The sequence below is a fragment of the Desulfonatronovibrio magnus genome (genome assembly GCF_000934755.1).
Classification (GTDB): Bacteria; Desulfobacterota; Desulfovibrionia; order Desulfovibrionales; family Desulfonatronovibrionaceae; genus Desulfonatronovibrio; species Desulfonatronovibrio magnus.
In genome coordinates, this window is sequence record NZ_KN882180.1 from 16,353 (window position 1) to 33,900 (window position 17,548).

The 17,548-nt window shown below is 43.6% G+C and carries 14 protein-coding genes; 11 read left to right on the top strand and 3 right to left on the bottom strand.

Going from position 1 to position 17,548, the window contains the following annotated elements:
* Window positions 1-4: 4 nt before the first annotated feature.
* From LZ23_RS22940 to LZ23_RS18415, 9 genes are all read left to right on the top strand, one after another.
* Entirely contained in the window at window positions 5-1,825 is a 1,821-nt protein-coding gene (locus tag LZ23_RS22940; protein WP_052507510.1) for an AAA family ATPase, read from the top strand.
* Between the two features lie 83 nt (window positions 1,826-1,908).
* Window positions 1,909-3,609 carry a GspE/PulE family protein gene (locus LZ23_RS18365; RefSeq protein WP_045216581.1) on the top strand — a complete coding sequence of 567 codons (1,701 nt, stop codon included), beginning with the start codon at window positions 1,909-1,911 and terminating at the stop codon, window positions 3,607-3,609.
* Window positions 3,610-3,623: 14 nt separating this feature from the next.
* Window positions 3,624-4,838: a type II secretion system F family protein gene (locus LZ23_RS18370; RefSeq protein WP_045216583.1), complete on the top strand. Its 1,215-nt coding sequence runs from the start codon at window positions 3,624-3,626 to the stop codon at window positions 4,836-4,838.
* A gap of 262 nt (window positions 4,839-5,100) precedes the next feature.
* Window positions 5,101-5,628 carry a hypothetical protein gene (locus tag LZ23_RS18375; protein ID WP_045216584.1) on the top strand — a complete coding sequence of 176 codons (528 nt, stop codon included), beginning with the start codon at window positions 5,101-5,103 and terminating at the stop codon, window positions 5,626-5,628.
* A gap of 23 nt (window positions 5,629-5,651) precedes the next feature.
* On the top strand, window positions 5,652-7,595 hold the full coding sequence (locus LZ23_RS18380; protein ID WP_045216586.1) for a tetratricopeptide repeat protein: 1,944 nt from the start codon (window positions 5,652-5,654) through the stop codon (window positions 7,593-7,595).
* A gap of 693 nt (window positions 7,596-8,288) precedes the next feature.
* Window positions 8,289-8,681: a type IV pilin protein gene (locus LZ23_RS25400; RefSeq protein WP_052507511.1), complete on the top strand. Its 393-nt coding sequence runs from the start codon at window positions 8,289-8,291 to the stop codon at window positions 8,679-8,681.
* Between the two features lie 948 nt (window positions 8,682-9,629).
* Window positions 9,630-9,866, top strand: coding sequence for a type II toxin-antitoxin system Phd/YefM family antitoxin (locus LZ23_RS18400; protein WP_045216591.1), 237 nt, complete (start codon window positions 9,630-9,632; stop codon window positions 9,864-9,866).
* Window positions 9,863-10,258: a type II toxin-antitoxin system VapC family toxin gene (locus LZ23_RS18405; protein WP_045216593.1), complete on the top strand. Its 396-nt coding sequence runs from the start codon at window positions 9,863-9,865 to the stop codon at window positions 10,256-10,258. The genes LZ23_RS18400 and LZ23_RS18405 overlap by 4 nt, the downstream gene beginning before the upstream one ends.
* Window positions 10,259-10,584: 326 nt before the next feature.
* Window positions 10,585-11,166 (top strand): DUF6444 domain-containing protein, encoded by a 582-nt coding sequence (locus tag LZ23_RS18415; protein WP_052507512.1) that lies wholly within the window; start codon window positions 10,585-10,587, stop codon window positions 11,164-11,166.
* Here the strand turns inward: LZ23_RS18415 and LZ23_RS24290 are convergent.
* From LZ23_RS24290 to LZ23_RS18440, 3 genes are all read right to left on the bottom strand, one after another.
* Complete coding sequence (locus tag LZ23_RS24290) at window positions 11,111-11,722, bottom strand: hypothetical protein (protein ID WP_157493326.1); 612 nt, start codon at window positions 11,720-11,722, stop codon at window positions 11,111-11,113. The genes LZ23_RS18415 and LZ23_RS24290 overlap by 56 nt on opposite strands.
* An 874-nt stretch (window positions 11,723-12,596) precedes the next feature.
* Window positions 12,597-13,196 (bottom strand): hypothetical protein, encoded by a 600-nt coding sequence (locus LZ23_RS18435; protein ID WP_052507513.1) that lies wholly within the window; start codon window positions 13,194-13,196, stop codon window positions 12,597-12,599.
* Window positions 13,197-13,380: 184 nt separating this feature from the next.
* On the bottom strand, window positions 13,381-13,635 hold the full coding sequence (locus tag LZ23_RS18440) for a hypothetical protein (RefSeq protein WP_045216603.1): 255 nt from the start codon (window positions 13,633-13,635) through the stop codon (window positions 13,381-13,383).
* A gap of 1,635 nt (window positions 13,636-15,270) precedes the next feature.
* Between LZ23_RS18440 and LZ23_RS18455 the strand changes: the two genes are divergently transcribed.
* Window positions 15,271-16,797, top strand: coding sequence for an ATP-binding protein (locus LZ23_RS18455; RefSeq protein WP_045216606.1), 1,527 nt, complete (start codon window positions 15,271-15,273; stop codon window positions 16,795-16,797).
* The gene (locus LZ23_RS18460) at window positions 16,784-17,443 is read left to right on the top strand and encodes an RpnC/YadD family protein (RefSeq protein WP_232300542.1); all 660 of its coding nucleotides are present in this window, start codon (window positions 16,784-16,786) and stop codon (window positions 17,441-17,443) included. The genes LZ23_RS18455 and LZ23_RS18460 overlap by 14 nt, the downstream gene beginning before the upstream one ends.
* Window positions 17,444-17,548: the final 105 nt, after the last annotated feature.

A 17,548-nucleotide genomic window follows, 5' to 3' on the forward strand; every position in this document is an offset into this window, starting at 1 on the left:
AATTATGGACTACTTTAGACTTCTTGACTTCTACACGGAACCTTTTTCCAACTCACCTGATCCAGAGTTTTTTTATGGTTCGGCAAGTCATGTAGACTGTTTGCAGAAGCTGGAAATTTCCATCAGACTCAAGCGTGGTTTATGTGTTGTTGTGGGACAGGTGGGGGCTGGAAAAACCACTTTGTGCCGCAGGCTCATACGGGACCTTAAAGATGACCCGGAAATAGATACCCATCTTATTCTGGATCCGACATTCATGGGTTCTTTAGAGATGCTCGGCCATCTTAACCGGCTGCTCAGGAGACCAAACCCCAAAGAGCGCCCGCCAACCTCTGAAGCAGGCTATAAGGAACTGATCAAAAACCATCTGTTTGACAGAGTCGTACAAAAAGGCAGAAATATTGTTCTGATTATTGATGAGGGACAGAAAATTTCACCCTCCTGTCTTGAAGTTTTGCGTGAGCTTCTGAATTATGAGACCAATGATCACAAGCTTTTGCAGATCGTAATATTTGCTCAAAATGAATTTATAAAAGTTCTCAAGTCCCACCCGAACTTCAATGATCGAGTCAGCTGTTTTTGTCGCATCAGGCCTTTGACTGTGGATGAAACAGAAAAGCTTATCAACTTTCGTATTGAAAAGGCTTCTAACTATAAATCATCCCCAAGACCCAGGATTCGCTTTACCAGGGGGGCAGTCAAAACACTGCACACATTAACCCGCGGACATCCCAGGCGGATAATGAACTTGTGCCATCTGGTCATGTTGCTGATCATTGTGCTCAACAGGTACCGGGTTACTTCCTCCATGGTCAAAAGGGCTGTGCAAAATCTGCCCGGTGCCCCCAGGCCTTCCTTTTTCCGCAGGCGTGCCAAATATGTAATAAGCGCGCTTACGCTGATTATCATGGTAACAATCGGGTATTTTTATTCATCTGAAATCAGAACAGGTGTAGCTTCCTTACTCCTGCCAGGAGTTGAATCATCAGGGACTGATGGTCCATATTATGTTCGAATGCGCCTGGACCCTGTTTCTGAAGTGGAAGCAGGCAGAGTTGTGATTATTGAGGATACCTTAGTAGAAAAACAGGAACAGGAGGGAAATCCTCATGAAGGGTTGATTGATTCTGAAAGTGAGGTTTCTCATGTTGGTTCAGACAATGCTTCTGATTCTGATACAGAAAATCCTGCTGCAGATAGTTCTGATTTAGAAGCGCCTGCTTTAGATAGTGATGAATATTACTCAGATTCAGATTATGACTTTACTTCGCAAAATCATGCAGATGCAGATGTAGAAGGTGTACTGGATGCAGTTGCAAATACTGCTACATTGGAGTCTGATGTATTGAATGATCATGTCCGCAAAATTATAATACCGGATGAGTTGGGCAAAATCAGGGTCAGAAGAAATGAGAACCTTTGGAATATTCAACAAAGAGTTTATGGAAACGCTACAATTTCCAGAACTGAAAAAATTGCAGCCTATAATCCTCATATTGATGATCTGAATACTCTGTATGAAGGTTTGCGTGTTTTTATGCCTGTCACCAACACTCGGGAGAGAAATGCAGATGAACGATTCTGGATTGTAACCGGAACTTTTGCAGATCTGCATGATGCCTACATGGAATTAATCCAGACAGACAGTCGAAGGCTCAGGCTTGTTTCTTATCTTGATTCTGAATCTGAATTGTTTTTTTCCGTAGCCTGGCCCAGAAGCTTTGCCACCCGGGAAGATGCTCTTAACGAGCTTGAAAGCATGCCCTCTCATCTTGCTGGAAGTTCTGATTTATTGGAGATTGAGGAGGGAGTGATTCTGAATTAGGAATGAGTCATGATGCATTATGATCATGAATGAAGAAAGGAGATGGGAGACAATGATGAATGCCGAATTAAGAGTGAAGTTATATGCGTAAGAAGATCCGTCTTGGTGAAATGCTTGTTAATGAGGGGTTGTTGACTGAGGAGCAGTTACAGTCTGCTCTGGAAAACAAGAAGGGCTCTCCCCTCAGGTTGGGGCAGTATCTTATTCGAAATGACTATTGTAAAGAAGAAGATATTGTCAACACTTTAAGTAAGCAGCTTAGAATTCCTCGTTACGAACCGGAAAAGCATCCTTTAGATATGGGAATGGCTGATGTTTTACCTGCTGATGTCGCCAGGAAAAATGGTGCTGTTCCTCTTTATTTGCGCGGCAGGGTGCTTATTGTGGTCATGACGGATCCTCTGGATATTGACGCCTTGGATGCCTTGGAAATATACACAGATCGAGAAGTTGAGCCAGTGGTCTGCACTGAAGCCGAGTTTACCCAGCTTTTTTCTTCTGTTTACGGTATGTACAGGGGGCTGGATGATATTCTGGAAAGTGTGGAGAATATTACCACAGGAGATGATCCTGATTTTGCTGATGGCCAGGATCTGGATGTTGGGACCCTGGAAAGCCAGGCTGATCAGGCCCCGGTTATCAGGCTTGTTAATTCCATAGTTGCCCAGGCAGTTTCAGAGAAAGCCAGTGATATTCATATCAGCCCGGAAAAGGACCGGGTACAGATTCGATTCAGGGTTGACGGCAGACTTAAGGACGTACCCGCTCCCTCCAAGAAGCTTATGCCATCCATTGTTTCCAGGATAAAGATTCTGGGCAGAATGGATATATCCGTGACCAGGGTGCCTCAGGATGGCAGGTTTACTGTCAATATGGAGGGCAAGGAAATTAATGTAAGGGTTTCATGTCTTCCCACCATTTATGGTGAAAATGTTGTCATGCGTATTCTGGATATGAGCGCAGGATTATATACCCTGGACCAGCTGGGCATGAATAAGATGGATCTCAAAAAGATTGATTCAATTATTTATAAGCCTTATGGTATGATTTTGTCTACAGGACCCACAGGAAGTGGTAAAAGTACCAGCCTGTATGCCATTCTTAAAAAGGTGAACCGGCCGGACGCCAATATTATTACTCTGGAAGATCCTGTTGAATACAGAGTGACCGGCATCAGGCAGGTGCAGCTGAACCGCAGAGCTGGAATGACCTTTGCTTCCGGGCTGAGATCTGTTTTACGTCAGGACCCGGATGTTATCATGGTAGGTGAGATTCGTGACTCTGAAACTGCAAACATTTCTGTTCAGTCTGCCATGACAGGCCACAGGGTATTGTCTACTGTCCATACCAATGACGCTGCAGGAGCCATAACAAGGCTTGTTGATATGGGGGTGGAACCCTTTCTTGTGGCATCAGTACTTTTGTCATCATTTGCCCAGAGGCTGGTGCGCAAGGTTTGTTCCAACTGTGCAGAACCTTTTGATCCCCCAGCGGCAGGTTTGCGGGCCCTTGGCATTGATTCAGGAGCAGACTGCAAGTTCATGAAAGGCAAAGGGTGTCATACTTGTTCAGATACAGGCTACAAAGGCAGGACAGGGGTCTTTGAAATTCTGGTAATCGATGATGAAATTCAGGATATGATTATGAAAAGGGCTTCTGCCGGTGAAATAACCCGTTCATGTATCAAAAGAGGCAAATTGTCCACTCTGCGCGAAGATGCTGCCGATAAGGTCTGTCAGGGAATTACTACGGTGGAAGAGGCGTTGACCGTAGTTATGGCTTAGGAAGAGTATGAGGAATGAATTTTAATTATACAGCAATAGATCATATAGGCACCAAGGTTACAGGAACAGTAGAGGCCGCGTCTCCGGATGAAGCCATGGAAAGGGTTGCGGCGAGGGGGCTGATTCCCACCAATGTAAAAAGTGCGCAAAAAAATAAAGGTGATACTCTTACTGACAGAATCAATCTGGCTCTGGCCAAGGTAAAAGTTCCTGAACTGATTATTTTTACAAAGCAGTTTCGCACTCTGTTCAGAGCAGGGCTTTCCATGCGCAATTTGTGGACAGTCATGCAGGAGCAGACAGACAACTTAAAGTTGAAAAATGCGGCCAAACAAATAGGCAAGGACATTGATTCTGGTTTCAGTCTTTCAGATGCTTTTAAAAAACATCCCAAGATTTTTTCCAATCTTTACAGCAGTATGATCCAGGCCGGAGAAAACAGCGGTCGTCTGCCCGAGGTTCTGGATCGCCTGGTATATCTTTTACAGCATGAGCATAAGGTAAAGTCTGACATCAAGGCGGCCTTGAGATATCCCATTATTGTTGTGTTTGCCCTGACCGGTGCGTTTTTCTTTTTGCTGGGCTTTGTCATTCCGCAATTTATTCAAATTTTTGAGGGGGCTGACATTGATCTGCCATTGCCTACCCAGATCGCTGTAACTCTTCATGCATGGATTATTGTCAACTGGCATATTTCCTTTGCGGTTTTTGGTGCTGTTCTTACAGCTCTTATATTATATCTAAAAACCGATCATGGTCAGCTTCAAAAGGATAGATTTCTTTTAAGACTGCCTATTCTCGGGCCGGTTTTTGTGAAAGGGGCCATGGCCAGATTTTCAAGTATTTTTGCTATTTTGCAGGCCAGTGGAGTGTCTGTGATAAATACGCTGGGTATTCTTTCAGGCACCATTGGCAATGTGGCCATATCCTTAGAGTTTGACAAATTGCAGGAGAAGTTAAGAGAAGGTAAGGGAATTTCCGGTCCGTTACGCCAGGCCAGGTATTTTACGCCTATGGTTGTGAATATGGTAGCCATTGGTGAAGAGTCAGGTAATCTTGATGAGATGCTTCAGGAAGTTTCCAGCCATTATGATGACGAAGTGGCTTATGTGGTCAGCCGCATGTCTGAGACCATAGGGCCAGTACTCATGGTGGCTCTGGCCGGGGTGGTGGGCTTTTTTGCTTTGGCTATTTTTATGCCCATGTGGGATTTGGTGCAGATGGTTTAAAGATGTGGCTGCAAAAATATTTTTGCATCCACAGGAGTCAGAACTCAGGGGTCAGGAGACAGTAAAAACAAAGAGTTATGGAGATGTTTTTGCTGAATAGTTATTTGTCCGACTTTTTGCAGGAAAATCTTTAAAATTTAAGAGTTCAAAGTTCCAGGTTTTTCGTTCCTGGATGCAGGAAATAAAGCCCATAAATTAAAATATATATGGCCTTGATCGAAAGACCTGTTGAACTACCAGCTACCAGCTATGAGCTAATTGTATGCCAACTATATCTTTTATAATCGGACTGCTGTTGTTAAGCACCGGAATTTTGACAGTACTCCACCCGGTCCTTGCCGGGAGGTTTTTATTGTCTGTCTGGAATATGCTTCCCGGGTTAAACGCATACTATCGCATTGAGCGTTACTATTACCGCCATCACAGGCTGAGCGGGCTGCTCACTGTAGCTGGTGGTTTGGCCCTTTTATATGTTTCTGCAATAATGGCTATGAATCTGGCTCAGCCAGGAAGTCAAAATATTGAAGCCATAATCAGAGATGCTGGAACTATTTTGTTTCTTCTTTGCGGTCTTTTGATCTCAATTTTTGGACTGACTGTATTTATCAGGCCAAGTGCCCTCAAACCCATTGAATCCTGGGCCAATCAGCCCGTGACCAGAGAAAGAGCTTATGAATTTTTTGTAAAAATCAAAAAGTTTATCAGACAGTTTATTATATCCTTTCCAAGGGTGGCAGGTCTTTTTGCTGCATTAACAGGACTGGTTCTGATTTGTTTAACTGGAAATTAATGTCCATAACATGAGTTGTTAGCATGCGAAAATACAAAGTTTATCATCACCCATCCCAAGGCCTGGTTGCAGTCAAAGATGGTTTTTGCTGGCCCGCTTTTCTTTTGTCCATCCTCTGGATGGCCTTTAAGAAACTCTGGTTTCATGTTCTTGCCTGGGCATACTGGATTTTTCTGACAGTATTTTTATATGGGGAATTTTCTGACAAGCTTGCAGACAGTTTTGTGTTTTATGGTGCAGCAGCAGTTTTTTTCATGGTATTTTTTCTGATTCCAGGTATTTCCGGGCATAAATGGTTACAAGTCAAGACTAAGAAACAGGGTTTTGAATACTTGGATAGTGTTGCTGCAGCAAATGCATCTGCTGCTGTTAATGCAGTTTCCCAAAAAAAGCTCAAGTGGACTATAGCAGATTATACTGATCCGGATGAATCATCTATGCAGGATGAGCAGCTTTCAAAACCTGTTAGATTCACTCAGAATAAAGCCTCAGAAAAGCCTGGAAATTCCCTGAGGTATGGAGTTCTGATTTTGCTTTTTCTAAGCCTTGGGGCTGTCTGGTGGTTTTTAAATCCTTCAATATTTTCCACTGAAGATAATGGACTGGATGAGCAGGTTCAAAAAACAGAACAGGCAGATGACATTAATGATCATGCTTCGCAGGAAGCAACAACTGCATCCTCAAAAAAATCAGCACAGGATCAGGATCTTACTGAAAAAACAGACATGGGAACAATTTCAGAGCGACCTGGTGAACATTCTTCAGAAAATGATGAGGTTCTTCAAACTGATATTGATTATGCAGCCCGGTGTAACCAGGATTTTCTAACTGAGGATTGGAAACGGGCAAAAGAATCCTGTCATAATGCCGTCCAGGAAAAACCCGAAGATGCTCAGCTCTGGAACAGGCTCGGCCAGGTTTACATGCAGACAGACCAGGCCCACCAGGCGGAACAAGCCTATGAACAGGCTGCCGGCATTAACCCTGAGAGTGTTCAGGCCTGGTCTGGAAAAGCAGATGCCTTGTTAATGCAGGATAAGTCAGAACAGGCGGTTCAGGCCCTGAGTCAGGTTGTGAGTTTGGACCCGGAAAATATGCAGGCTCGAGCCAGACTGGCTGATGAATATACTCGTACAGGCCAATCTCATAAGGCCATTGATGTCTGGAACCAGGCAGAAAATATTCAGCCTGGATCAGGCATACAGGGCCTGCAGGACATAACCCGCATCCAGCCGCAAAATCCAAAGGCCTGGCATGAGCTGGGAAATGCTTATGACAATGTTCAGGATTCAGGCGGTGCGGCCCGGGCATATCAGAAAGCAGTAGATATTGACAGCGGCCGGGCTGATACCTGGGAAAACCTTGGAAATGCTCAAATGGCTATGGGAGATTTTAAGCAGGCCATTTCTTCTTATGAAACAGCCACCAGCATCAACCCCTCTCTGTCAAAATCATGGTACGGCCAAGGCAGGGCTTATCTGAGCAGTGAAAATTTCCATGAGCAGGCTGCCTTAGTCGGTGCGGGACAGACACACGGCTTTTTTCATAAGGAGCTCAATGTCTGGCATGGATTTGAAATGACCGGGGATGACCTCCTGCTTAGACTCAAGGCTGTAAAGGCCTTCAATAATGCTGTGGCCATTGATCCGGGTTTTGCTGAAGCATGGTATGAAATGGGCAGTTTTTTTCTTTCAACAGGCCAGTGGATGAAACCAGCCATTGTTTATCTTGAAAAAGCTGTTGATATGAAACCTGATTATGATCAGGCCTGGAAAACCCTATCCAAGGCCTATGATGCTGTCGGCAGAAAAAGTCAAAGCATTGACGCCCTGGAAAAAGTGCTCAAACTGCAGAAATACAACCCCGAGAACTGGGAGGCCTTGATCAAAGCCTGTCAAGAACATGGGCTGGAGAACAGAGTGAAAAAATTGACCCGGGAAATGAAGGTCTATTTTGAGGAAGAGTGAACGTAATAGTTAAGTAATTTGCATGTGGCATGTGGACAGGCACTCCGGCACCCACTTGAAGATGAAAACAGGCTCAAAAGGCACAAAAAACATTCAAGTGGGTGCCGGATAGTGCCTGTCCCCTGCTTTCCTTCTTCAGCCTTCAGCCTGAAAATTATGGTTATCGCCCCAACTTAACGATCATTTGTTAAATTGGGTTGCAGGCAAAGCTCGCCTTAGCTGATATGCCCGTAATGGCGGTGACAGTATAAAAAGTACATATCTGCAAGAGAAGTTATCAAGCATAACATTTTTGCCTGGCACATGATTTGCTTTTTGTTTTTCACTGCCTGCCCCTGTGGGACAGATCAGTACTATGAGGGTTTAAAAATTTTGGTAACTGTTCACCACATATGGTATTAGGCTATTAAAACACCCTGGATTCCGGCTTTCGCCGGAATGACGGAAAAAGGCAACTATCTGCTTTAACCGTCACCCCGGACTTGATCCGGGGTCCATGTCTTCTTATTCGATCGTATTGAATAGTTACAATTTTAAAAAAGAAAATGAAAATAACGCTTGACAATAAGATAATAAATAACATTAAATGATTAAGAAACAATTTATATCGGTCTCAAGCATAAATAGTTGCGACTCATTTTCGCTTGGGCTAACAATCTTAACAATCACCTGCGGGTGAAGTGGAGGTAGAACATGGAAAGAAGGATTCAAGGCGGACAAGGCGGTTTTACTTTGATTGAATTAATTGCGGTTATTGTTATCTTGGGGATTTTGGCTGTTGTTGCAATACCCCGTTATGTTGACCTTCAGGAAAGTGCAAGAGTGGCAGCTGCTGATGGTGCATGTGCAGCTGTTAATTCTTCAGTTAGCCTTGGTTTTGCAGAGGCATTAATTGGTGGTGAAGACACATCTACTGCTGCTGGTACAGCATGTGCTGAGGGAATTGCAACTTCAATTAGCGGAGATTGGGCATTCTCCACTTTTACTGCATGTACTGACACTGGAAATGGTAGCGTAGAAATTAGTCGTTCTGATTGGGATGGTGATTATGAATGTACAATCTTTTCACCAACCCCTAGCCCATAATGAATAGCAAGATTGCAATCATTGTTAGCCGGTTAAAATTTTGACTATCTGTTGTTTTGTTGGCTAAAGATAATTGTTCTCATGCACAAGCTATGAGAACAATTATCTTTAGGCCTCTTAGAATCCAGGCAAGTCAAAATAGATGTACTTCTTCTTCATAATTTACTAAATTTCTAAAGAAATGAGGCTGTATTTTCAGAAACAACTTGGCATCACCTTATACCCTATTAATACTTTTCACAGACATTTACTTTTCTTTAACTTCCAATTGCTGAACAAGCTCGTGACTTGACGGGTATTGTTCAAAATATCCGATAGTTTCGGATATTTTGAACTTTCGATTGGAACATTTCACTTGAAGATTTTTGCTGCAAGACGGTAATCTTTGCACCTTCCCTTGAAATTTCAAGATAACCATCTCTCCATTGCATCATTTTTTCATCATGAAGCGCCCCGGTTATAAACCCCTCTAATGGATTATTGATCCACATCGACCAGTTGAATTTCGACAACTCTTAAATCAAATAACCAACACTCATGAAGCCTTGGATCTGCCCATGCTCCTGAAACCGTGAGTGCACATTTACAATTATTCCAATTATGCCGGTGAAAGAGAGTGGTAAAAAGCTTCATTAATTTTTCTTGGCTTTGATGCCCTATGGGAGATGAGATTGAAAAGTGGATAATTAGTGGACAAAATAACCCCATGTCGATGATAATCATACGACATAAATGCCAGTTCTATAATTTTATTCTCTGTGAACACTGCGCCTCTATCGGAATCTTCAAAGGGGGCAAGAAAAAATATCTCACGCCCGGCCTGAAGCAGGCGGTTAGATTGACAAGCCATGAATAATGTACAATACTTTTGTACAAATCATTTCAATTTGAGAATTAAACGCTTATAACTATGATATAAATTACCACAGGCAGAATAAGGAGTACAAAATGCACGCCATAAATATATCTGATGCCCGCAAAAATCTTCCCCACCTGATCTCTGAAATTGCCGCCTCCCGAAATGAAGTGCTCATCACCAGACACGGCAGGCCGATTGCCAGGCTTATAGCCTATGAGCCTGACAAAAGTACACAAAACAAATACCCTTTGCGCGGTCTTGAGTTTCAGGTTGAGGGAGATTTTGACGAACCAATGCCGGATATGTGGGACGCCATGAAGCTATGATCATCCTTGATACACATGTCTGGCTCTGGTGGCTGCACACCCCGAACCTGCTGTCTAATGCTGCCTACCAGCGAATCAAAGAGGAAGAAAAGCTTGGAGGGATCAGAGTTTCAGCAATTTCAATCTGGGAAATTGCCGTCAAAGTGCAGATAAAAAAGCTTGTTTTACCTCTGGATATTGAAACATGGTATTTTTCAGCCAGCTCATATCCCGGTTTGACTATTGAACCCCTGTATCCTTTAGATGCCATTGAGAGCACACGCCTGCCCGACATTTTTCACAAAGATCCAGCAGACCGGATTATTGTTGCTGTTTCCCGGCGCTACGGAGTTCCTCTTGTAACATGTGACCAGAAAATTCTGAATTATGATCACGTACAAACATTATGGTAATATACCGAACACTCCCTGACCCTCTGTCCGGGCCCTGGAAATTAAATTTTTATGGTTAATCCTACGTAACTATTCACCACATTTTTTTAAAAAAAAGCTTGACAGGGTTTTAGTCAAAATTTTCAAAAATCAGCTATCTTTTCTGTAAGGCTACAGCATGGCTATGTGGCCTCATAATAAGCCTTTAGAGGCATGCTTGCAGCGGACGACAAGAAGCCTTGTGGGAAAATTATTTGCGGCCCGTACAAGCAAAGCTGGAGACAAAAATTCCGTTTTTAAAACCTGTGATATAGTGTTTTCATCACACGGAGCACAGGCTTTTAAGCATGACCATAAACACTAAAAATATCCAAGACCTTTTAGCGCAGGTCGAAAAGCAGATTGCCGAAGAAGAGGATTTGTCTCCAGCTCTCAAGACAAGTCTTGAGTTGATGGTAATGGTCATTAATCTGCTTGCTCAAAAACTTGGACTCGATTCCACAAACAGCAGTATTCCTCCTTCTGCTGACCCAAACCGGAAAAAGAAGTCCAAGTCACAGGGCGATAAAAAACCTGGCGGACAAAAAGGCCGCAAAGGGATCAATCTTAAGCCTGTAGATAAGCCAGACATCATTCATCAGATCCCCGTTGATATAAACACTTTGCCACAAGGGCAATACCGAGCTGGTGGTTACGAACGTAGACAGGTCTTTGACATAGACATATCAATGATTGTTACAGAGTACCAGGCCCAGATATTTAACAATGAAAAGGGACAGCATTTTGTTGCTCCTTTTCCTGAGGGCGTCTCCAGGCCAGCTCAGTACGGCCCCGGAGTCAAAACGAATGCAGTCTATATGTCACTGTTCCAGCTCACGCCCTATAATCGTGTTCAGTGCGAAATATGCCTGGAGCTATACGCCCCATGAGATAAAAAAACATGGCCATGATGAAAAACATACCGGCCATGGAAGCCATGCGCTGCACTATAAAGGTTACTGAAGTAACCATGATGGGGCTGGTGGCCCACAGGGCAGCAGCCAGCAGGGCAATGGAACCGGCCCGGTCCATGTATTTCTCCCGCAGTCTGGGCAGGTGCAGGGTATGGAAAATAAACAGATACAGGAAGAGTGCTGACAAACAGTGCACTATAAAATTAACCAGGTGATAGCCCCAGGTATCTAAGCCATGAAAAAAATAGTTCAGCCCGAATGTCAGGTAGGCGAAGGGCCGGTCAAAGCTCTTACCCCTGATGCTTTCAAATGTCCTGGCAATGCCCTCCCAGTTCAGCTGCTCCATGTGTACGTATGGATTCTGGACAATATTGGGCTCATCATCAAATACCCATGCGCCATTAAAGCTGTTGGCATAGATTATGGACAGGAAAATAAACAGAAGAAGCAGAGGAAATAGATGCGTCCGCCAGCACCTGGTGTTATCCGGGGTACAGGTCGGGGTGATGGTGGTGGTTGTTTGGTTGTGCATGTTGGTTTGTGGCTTGAGAGTTAAAGGTTGTCAAGGGTCAGAGGTCAGATGTCAGATATCGGAGGTCAGAGATCAGAGGTCAGTGGTCAGAGATCTGAGGTCATAGTTCGTCAGTTATAGGGACTGACCTTAAGCGTGGAGGTGGTTTCTAACCGCCTTTGCTCTAATAGCCTGCAGGATGCAGGCTCCACTTCTTCTTACAAGTAACTATAATCGTTTTTGTAATAAAATCAGACGGTTATAATTTTCACAATTTTTATAATTTTTACATATGATTGATTCTCAATTTCCTGAAAAGTTCCTTCAAAGATGGGAACTTTGCGCCTGGCACAGCTTCCTGCCCGGAGGCTTACAGCCCGGAGGGGGACTGTCCCTCGCTGTGTATATTTTTTCATCAAAGCAAATTTCTTACAGGAACCAATGCAGCATCAATCTTTTTTATAGTACCTCGCGGGGACTGTCCCAATTTCCAGATATGGGACTGTTCTTCAAGGTGGAGGCGGCTTCCAGCCGCCTGGAATTAAATAGCCTGCAGGATGCAGGATCCAGTTATAAAGACAGTTACTCACAGGTTCGGTCCCGGTCCGCCCGGGTGAAGAGCTTCTAATTGCCTTTGCTCTAATAGCCTGCAGGATGCAGGCTCCACTTATAAAGGCAGTTGCTTATCGGCATGGCTGTAGTCTGCCCGGATGTGGCGATCAACTGGGCTGCTATATTTATTTACCAGTCATAAAATTGTCTGAAAGTTTATGTTGCGCCATCCTGAGGTATTTGGAGCACAGCACGGACTACTCCCCTCCTCTTCAAGGAGGGGTTGGGGGAGGTTTGATCTAAATGACCAGTCCCTCATTATAATTGACCAAGATTAACGTAATTATAACATGGCAGTAGCCATAATTACCGTGACTATTGTTATGAGTTGAGTAAGTATCAGACCAGTCATCCAGCGTATAACTTTCTGATTGCCGCTGGCAAAGTCTGTTTTTACTTCAGTACGCAACTGTTCTATCTCAATCTGCAAGTCAGCTTTAACTTGTGCTATTTCTTTACTTAAGTCGGCTCTAACCTGTTCAATATCTTTGGTCAGGTCGGATTTAACTTGCGCTATTTCTTTGCTTAAGTCGGCTCTAACCTGTTCAATATCTTTGGTCAGGTCGGATTTAACTTGTGCTATTTCTTTGCTTAAGTCGGCTCTAACCTGTTCAATATCTTTGCTCAGATCAGCTCTTGCTTTCTCAATTTCTCTACCTAACTCAAAACGTACTTCTTCTACTCGTAACTTCACCAACTCAATTTCTTTCTGCAGGCGCAGTTCACTTTCACGAACACCACCAGCAGTAGCCAGATCTTTTAGTTCTGGATAACGTTCTTCCAGCCGCTCAAAAGCTCCGGCTATTATTTTTGCTCTGGATTTTTCGTCTTCCGCGCTAACCAGGCTTTCATATAAATCAATCACTGAAGCAGCATGGGCCATTATTTTCTCCTTATTAAGATGGCATATTATCATCAATTGTAAAATATTTCAATCCTGCTGAGCATGGATTAGTGATATGAATTGAGTTTTAAGTTTTAAGATTTAAGTGTTAAGCTCCTCACCCGGGCGGCCCGGGACCGAACATGCGAGTAACGTCTTTAAAGTGGAGCCTGCATCCTGCAGGCTATTTAATTCCAGGCGGCTGGAAGCCGCCTCCACCTTTAGTTCTTGCGGCTCCAGCCGCTTCTTCAAAATGTGGCTGGAGCCACAAAAAAATAGGTGTTCCCAGGCTGGAGCCTGGGAACAAGAGCAAGTATACTGAAATTTGTAAGTGTTTGATTTGATAGTCATTACGATTCCAGTTACTTGCAAGCTCCTCATCCGGCTGGCCCGGGACCGAACCTGCGAGTAACTGAAAATGAGTCTCCTCTATGGACATTGGGACAGTCCCCGCAAGGAAACGTTAAAAAGTTTGATACTGAATTGGTTTTTGGCAAAAATCGGTTTTAATGAAAAAATTTACATAGCGAGGGACAGTCCCTGTGCCAAGCGCAAAGCTCCCATCTTTGACGGGACTTTTCTGGTAATTGTAAGTGAATCTTAAAGAAAAATCGTAAAAAACTGAAAACCATAACAGCTTGAAATGATTGACATAAAAATGTAGTTACTTAGAAGCTCCTCCCCCGGGCGGCCCGGGACCAAACCTGCGAGTAACTTTAAGACTCTGTCACTTTTCTGGAAATTGGGACAGTCCCCGCGAGGTACTATAAAAAAGATTGATTCTGCATTGGTTCCTGGAAGAAATTTGCTTTGATGAAAAAATCTACACAGCGAGGGACAGTCCCCCTCCGGGCTGTAAGCCTCCGGGCAGGAAGCTGTACCAGGCGTAAAGCTCTCATCTTTGACGGAACTTTTCTGGCAAATGTGCATCAATCATGAGAAAAAATCGTCAAAATATGAAAACTGTAAACATCTGATTTTATTGGCAAAAACATTGTAGTTACTTGTAAGCTCCTCACCCGGGCGGATCGGGACCGAACCTGTGAGTAACTAAAAAAACAGCCTTAGCACGTTAGAGATTGCCGCGCTCGCCCCAGTTGAATGGCTGCGCCTACACTGCGTGTATTCAACGAGGTAAAAAGAATCGCTCGCAATGACACCTGAGTTGTCAGGGATGTGGTTACTCAAAACCTGTCACTCACGAGGGAGCCTAAGCTACCTAAGCAATCTGTATGGTAAAACCATAATACTTTGAATTTATTACTAATTTGGCTTTAGTTACTTAGAAGTGTTAAGTGTTAAGTTTTAAGAAGGAAAGCAGGGGACAGGCACCCCAACCCTTGTTTTTTGTTGATGTAAAACACAGATTTAATAAAACAAGGGCTGGAAGAGCCAGTCCCCATGCCACATGCAAAGCGCTAAACAGATACAAGAAAATAAGGAAGATTTTTTTTAAAAACCGAGCATCGGTTTTTAAAAAAGCTGCCTTTTCATTTGCTGCCTGCCTTGTTAAACAGACGTAGTCTCCGTCGCAGACGGGTTTAACTGGGTGCCCCGGCAAATGAAAAAACTTCTTTCTTCCTTTGTGCCCTTTGCCTGCCCGGTTAAACAACGCTGAAAGCGTTCCTGCGCAGCAGGGTTTAACTGGACGTCTTGAGCTCGCCCGGCCTGCCACGTAAAACCGGGGTCCCCCCTGGGGTGTTTTACTGGGGTTGAATAGACCTTCGGTCTACGGCAATGCCGTATTCAACTGGGTAAATCTTCGAACGGGCGGTGAAAATATCTTTTTTGGGTTGCGGGTACAACCCGCATTAGTCTTGCTTTAATCAGCGAGTTGATGCAGAATTAAAATTCATTCGCAAACATAAAAGCTGGTCACCTGGGCAAGATTATGCGTTTCTGAGCACTATGTAATCGTTGAGCCATATGCAGGAGACGCAGGGACTGGCTCTGGGTTCGAAACAGCCTGTTGTTTATTTTTCCGAAATCGGACTGGCTATTGTTCACGACCAATTAGAGAAGGACACTACAAAAATTTCACAAACTATTAAGCCAACTCGCTGGATCCATCCAAATGAAAAAACTACCCATAGGAATTCAGACTTTTGAAAACCTGATTGATGAAGGCTATTATTACGTGGACAAGACTCATTTTGTTCACCAGTTATCCTCAGAGGGCAAATACTATTTCCTGTCCAGGCCGCGCAGGTTTGGCAAGAGCCTGTTTTTGAGCACCATCAAGGCAGCTTTTCAGGGTAAAAAGGATTTGTTTCAGGGGCTGTTCCTAGAAAATAACTGGGATTGGGACCGGGTAAACCCTGTGGTGCATGTGAGCTTTGGGTCAGGCGTGGTCCGAAATGTTAGTGAACTTGAGGTTTCATTTGATGAGATTCTTTATGATCACGGACTGAAGTATAATATTGAGTATGTTAAAAAAAGTTTGAAAGGCAAGTTTGCAGAATTAATTTTCACTTTGCACGAAAAAACAGGGCAAAAAGTTGTCATACTGATTGATGAATATGACAAGCCAGTATTAGACAATATTGAAAAGAAAGATATGGCTGTAGCCATCCGGGAAGAGCTTAAGAATTATTATTCCGTAATCAAGGATGCTGATCCATATATCAAGTTTGTATTTATTACCGGTGTGTCCAAGTTCAGCAAGGTGTCCCTTTTCAGTGGGTTGAACAATCTGGAAGATATTACTCTGAATCAGAAGTATTCAGATATATGCGGTTATACCCAAGATGAGCTGGAGACAGTATTTGCTGATTTTTTAGAAGGTGTGGACCTGAATCAGGTAAGGTTATGGTATAATGGTTATAACTGGCTAGGCAAAGAAGTCTATAATCCTTTTGACATTTTACTCTACCTTAAATCCAAAGTATTTTCCAATTACTGGTTTGAGACCGGTACGCCAAGTTTTTTAATCAAAATGCTCTATAATGGGCAATACAACATACCCGGCATAGAAAATCTTAAGGCTGGAGAAGAGATTGTGGGCAGTTTTGATGTGGAGAATATTACGGCTGAAACCCTGCTTTTTCAGGCCGGATACTTGACCATTACAGGATTTGAACAGGTTGGATCCTTCAGGCGCTATACACTGACCTATCCTAACATGGAGGTCAAATCCAGTTTAAACAATTCAATCCTGAGCACTCTGGCCAAAGACAGTCTGGCCAAAACCAGGAATCAGTCAGATCTCATAGATGCCCTGCTAGGCAATGATCTGGATAGCCTTAAGGATATTTTTCATGCCTTTTTTGCTTCCATTCCACATGACTGGTATCGCAAAAATCAATTGTCGAGATATGAAGGTTATTATGCTTCTGTGGTTTATTGCTATTTTGCAGCTCTTGGGCTTGATGTACGCGCTGAAGAGTCAACCAGCAAGGGGCGCTTGGATCTGGTTATCCGCTTCCAGGGCCGGGTTTATATTCTGGAGTTTAAGGTTGTTGAGCTTGCAGGTGAAGGCAGACCCATTGAACAGATTAAAGACAGAGGTTATGCAGATAAGTATGTGGGACAGGAAGTGTATCTCATCGGGGTTGAGTTCTCAAGTAAAGAGCGTAATGTGGTGGGTTTTGAGTGGGAGTGAGGACCATCCATCCTGGCGTCCGGGACCATATAGTTTTAAGCAGTGGGGCTGCGAACTTCATTTCCAGTTTCCTATGGTCAAGCTTCTTGATTACAACGACAGAATCGATGAATTGCTGAAGCAGTCCAACCCATTTGCCATTATAACTGCTGCTCACCTGAAGACAAAAACCACCAAAAACAACCCGGAGGAGCGCTATTCGTGGAAGTGGTCCATTGTTATGGCCCTTTATGAAAGAGGATTTTCAGCTGACGATATTTTGCAGCTATACAGGCTGATTGACTGGTTAATGATCTTACCAGAGGATTTGTCCCAGAGATTTACTGACAACCTTGTTGAATATGAGGAGGATAAAGAAGTGACATACGTAACAAGTGCTGAAAGACATGGGATTAAAAAAGGCAGGATTGAAGGTATTGAAATAGGCAGAGGTGAAGGTATTGAGATAGGAATGCTGTCTAATGCCCAGGAAACGGTCCTTGACGCATTAGACACAAAGTTCAGTTCAAATATTCCCTCAGATATTGAAGAAAGAATCAAAAAAATGACCAGCAGGATGATGCTGAAACAACTGCTACGCTCTGCCATTCAAAGCAGCGACATAGATAGTTTCAGAAAATCCATTGATGAATTGACTTCGGAATAATCCGCAGTTTCTTGCGGACCGTAATCCTCTGTCACTCGGAAGGCTTGTCAAACAGCATATTCGACTTGCTCCAAAAGCTCCCTGCATTTCTTTTGCTGACGCGAA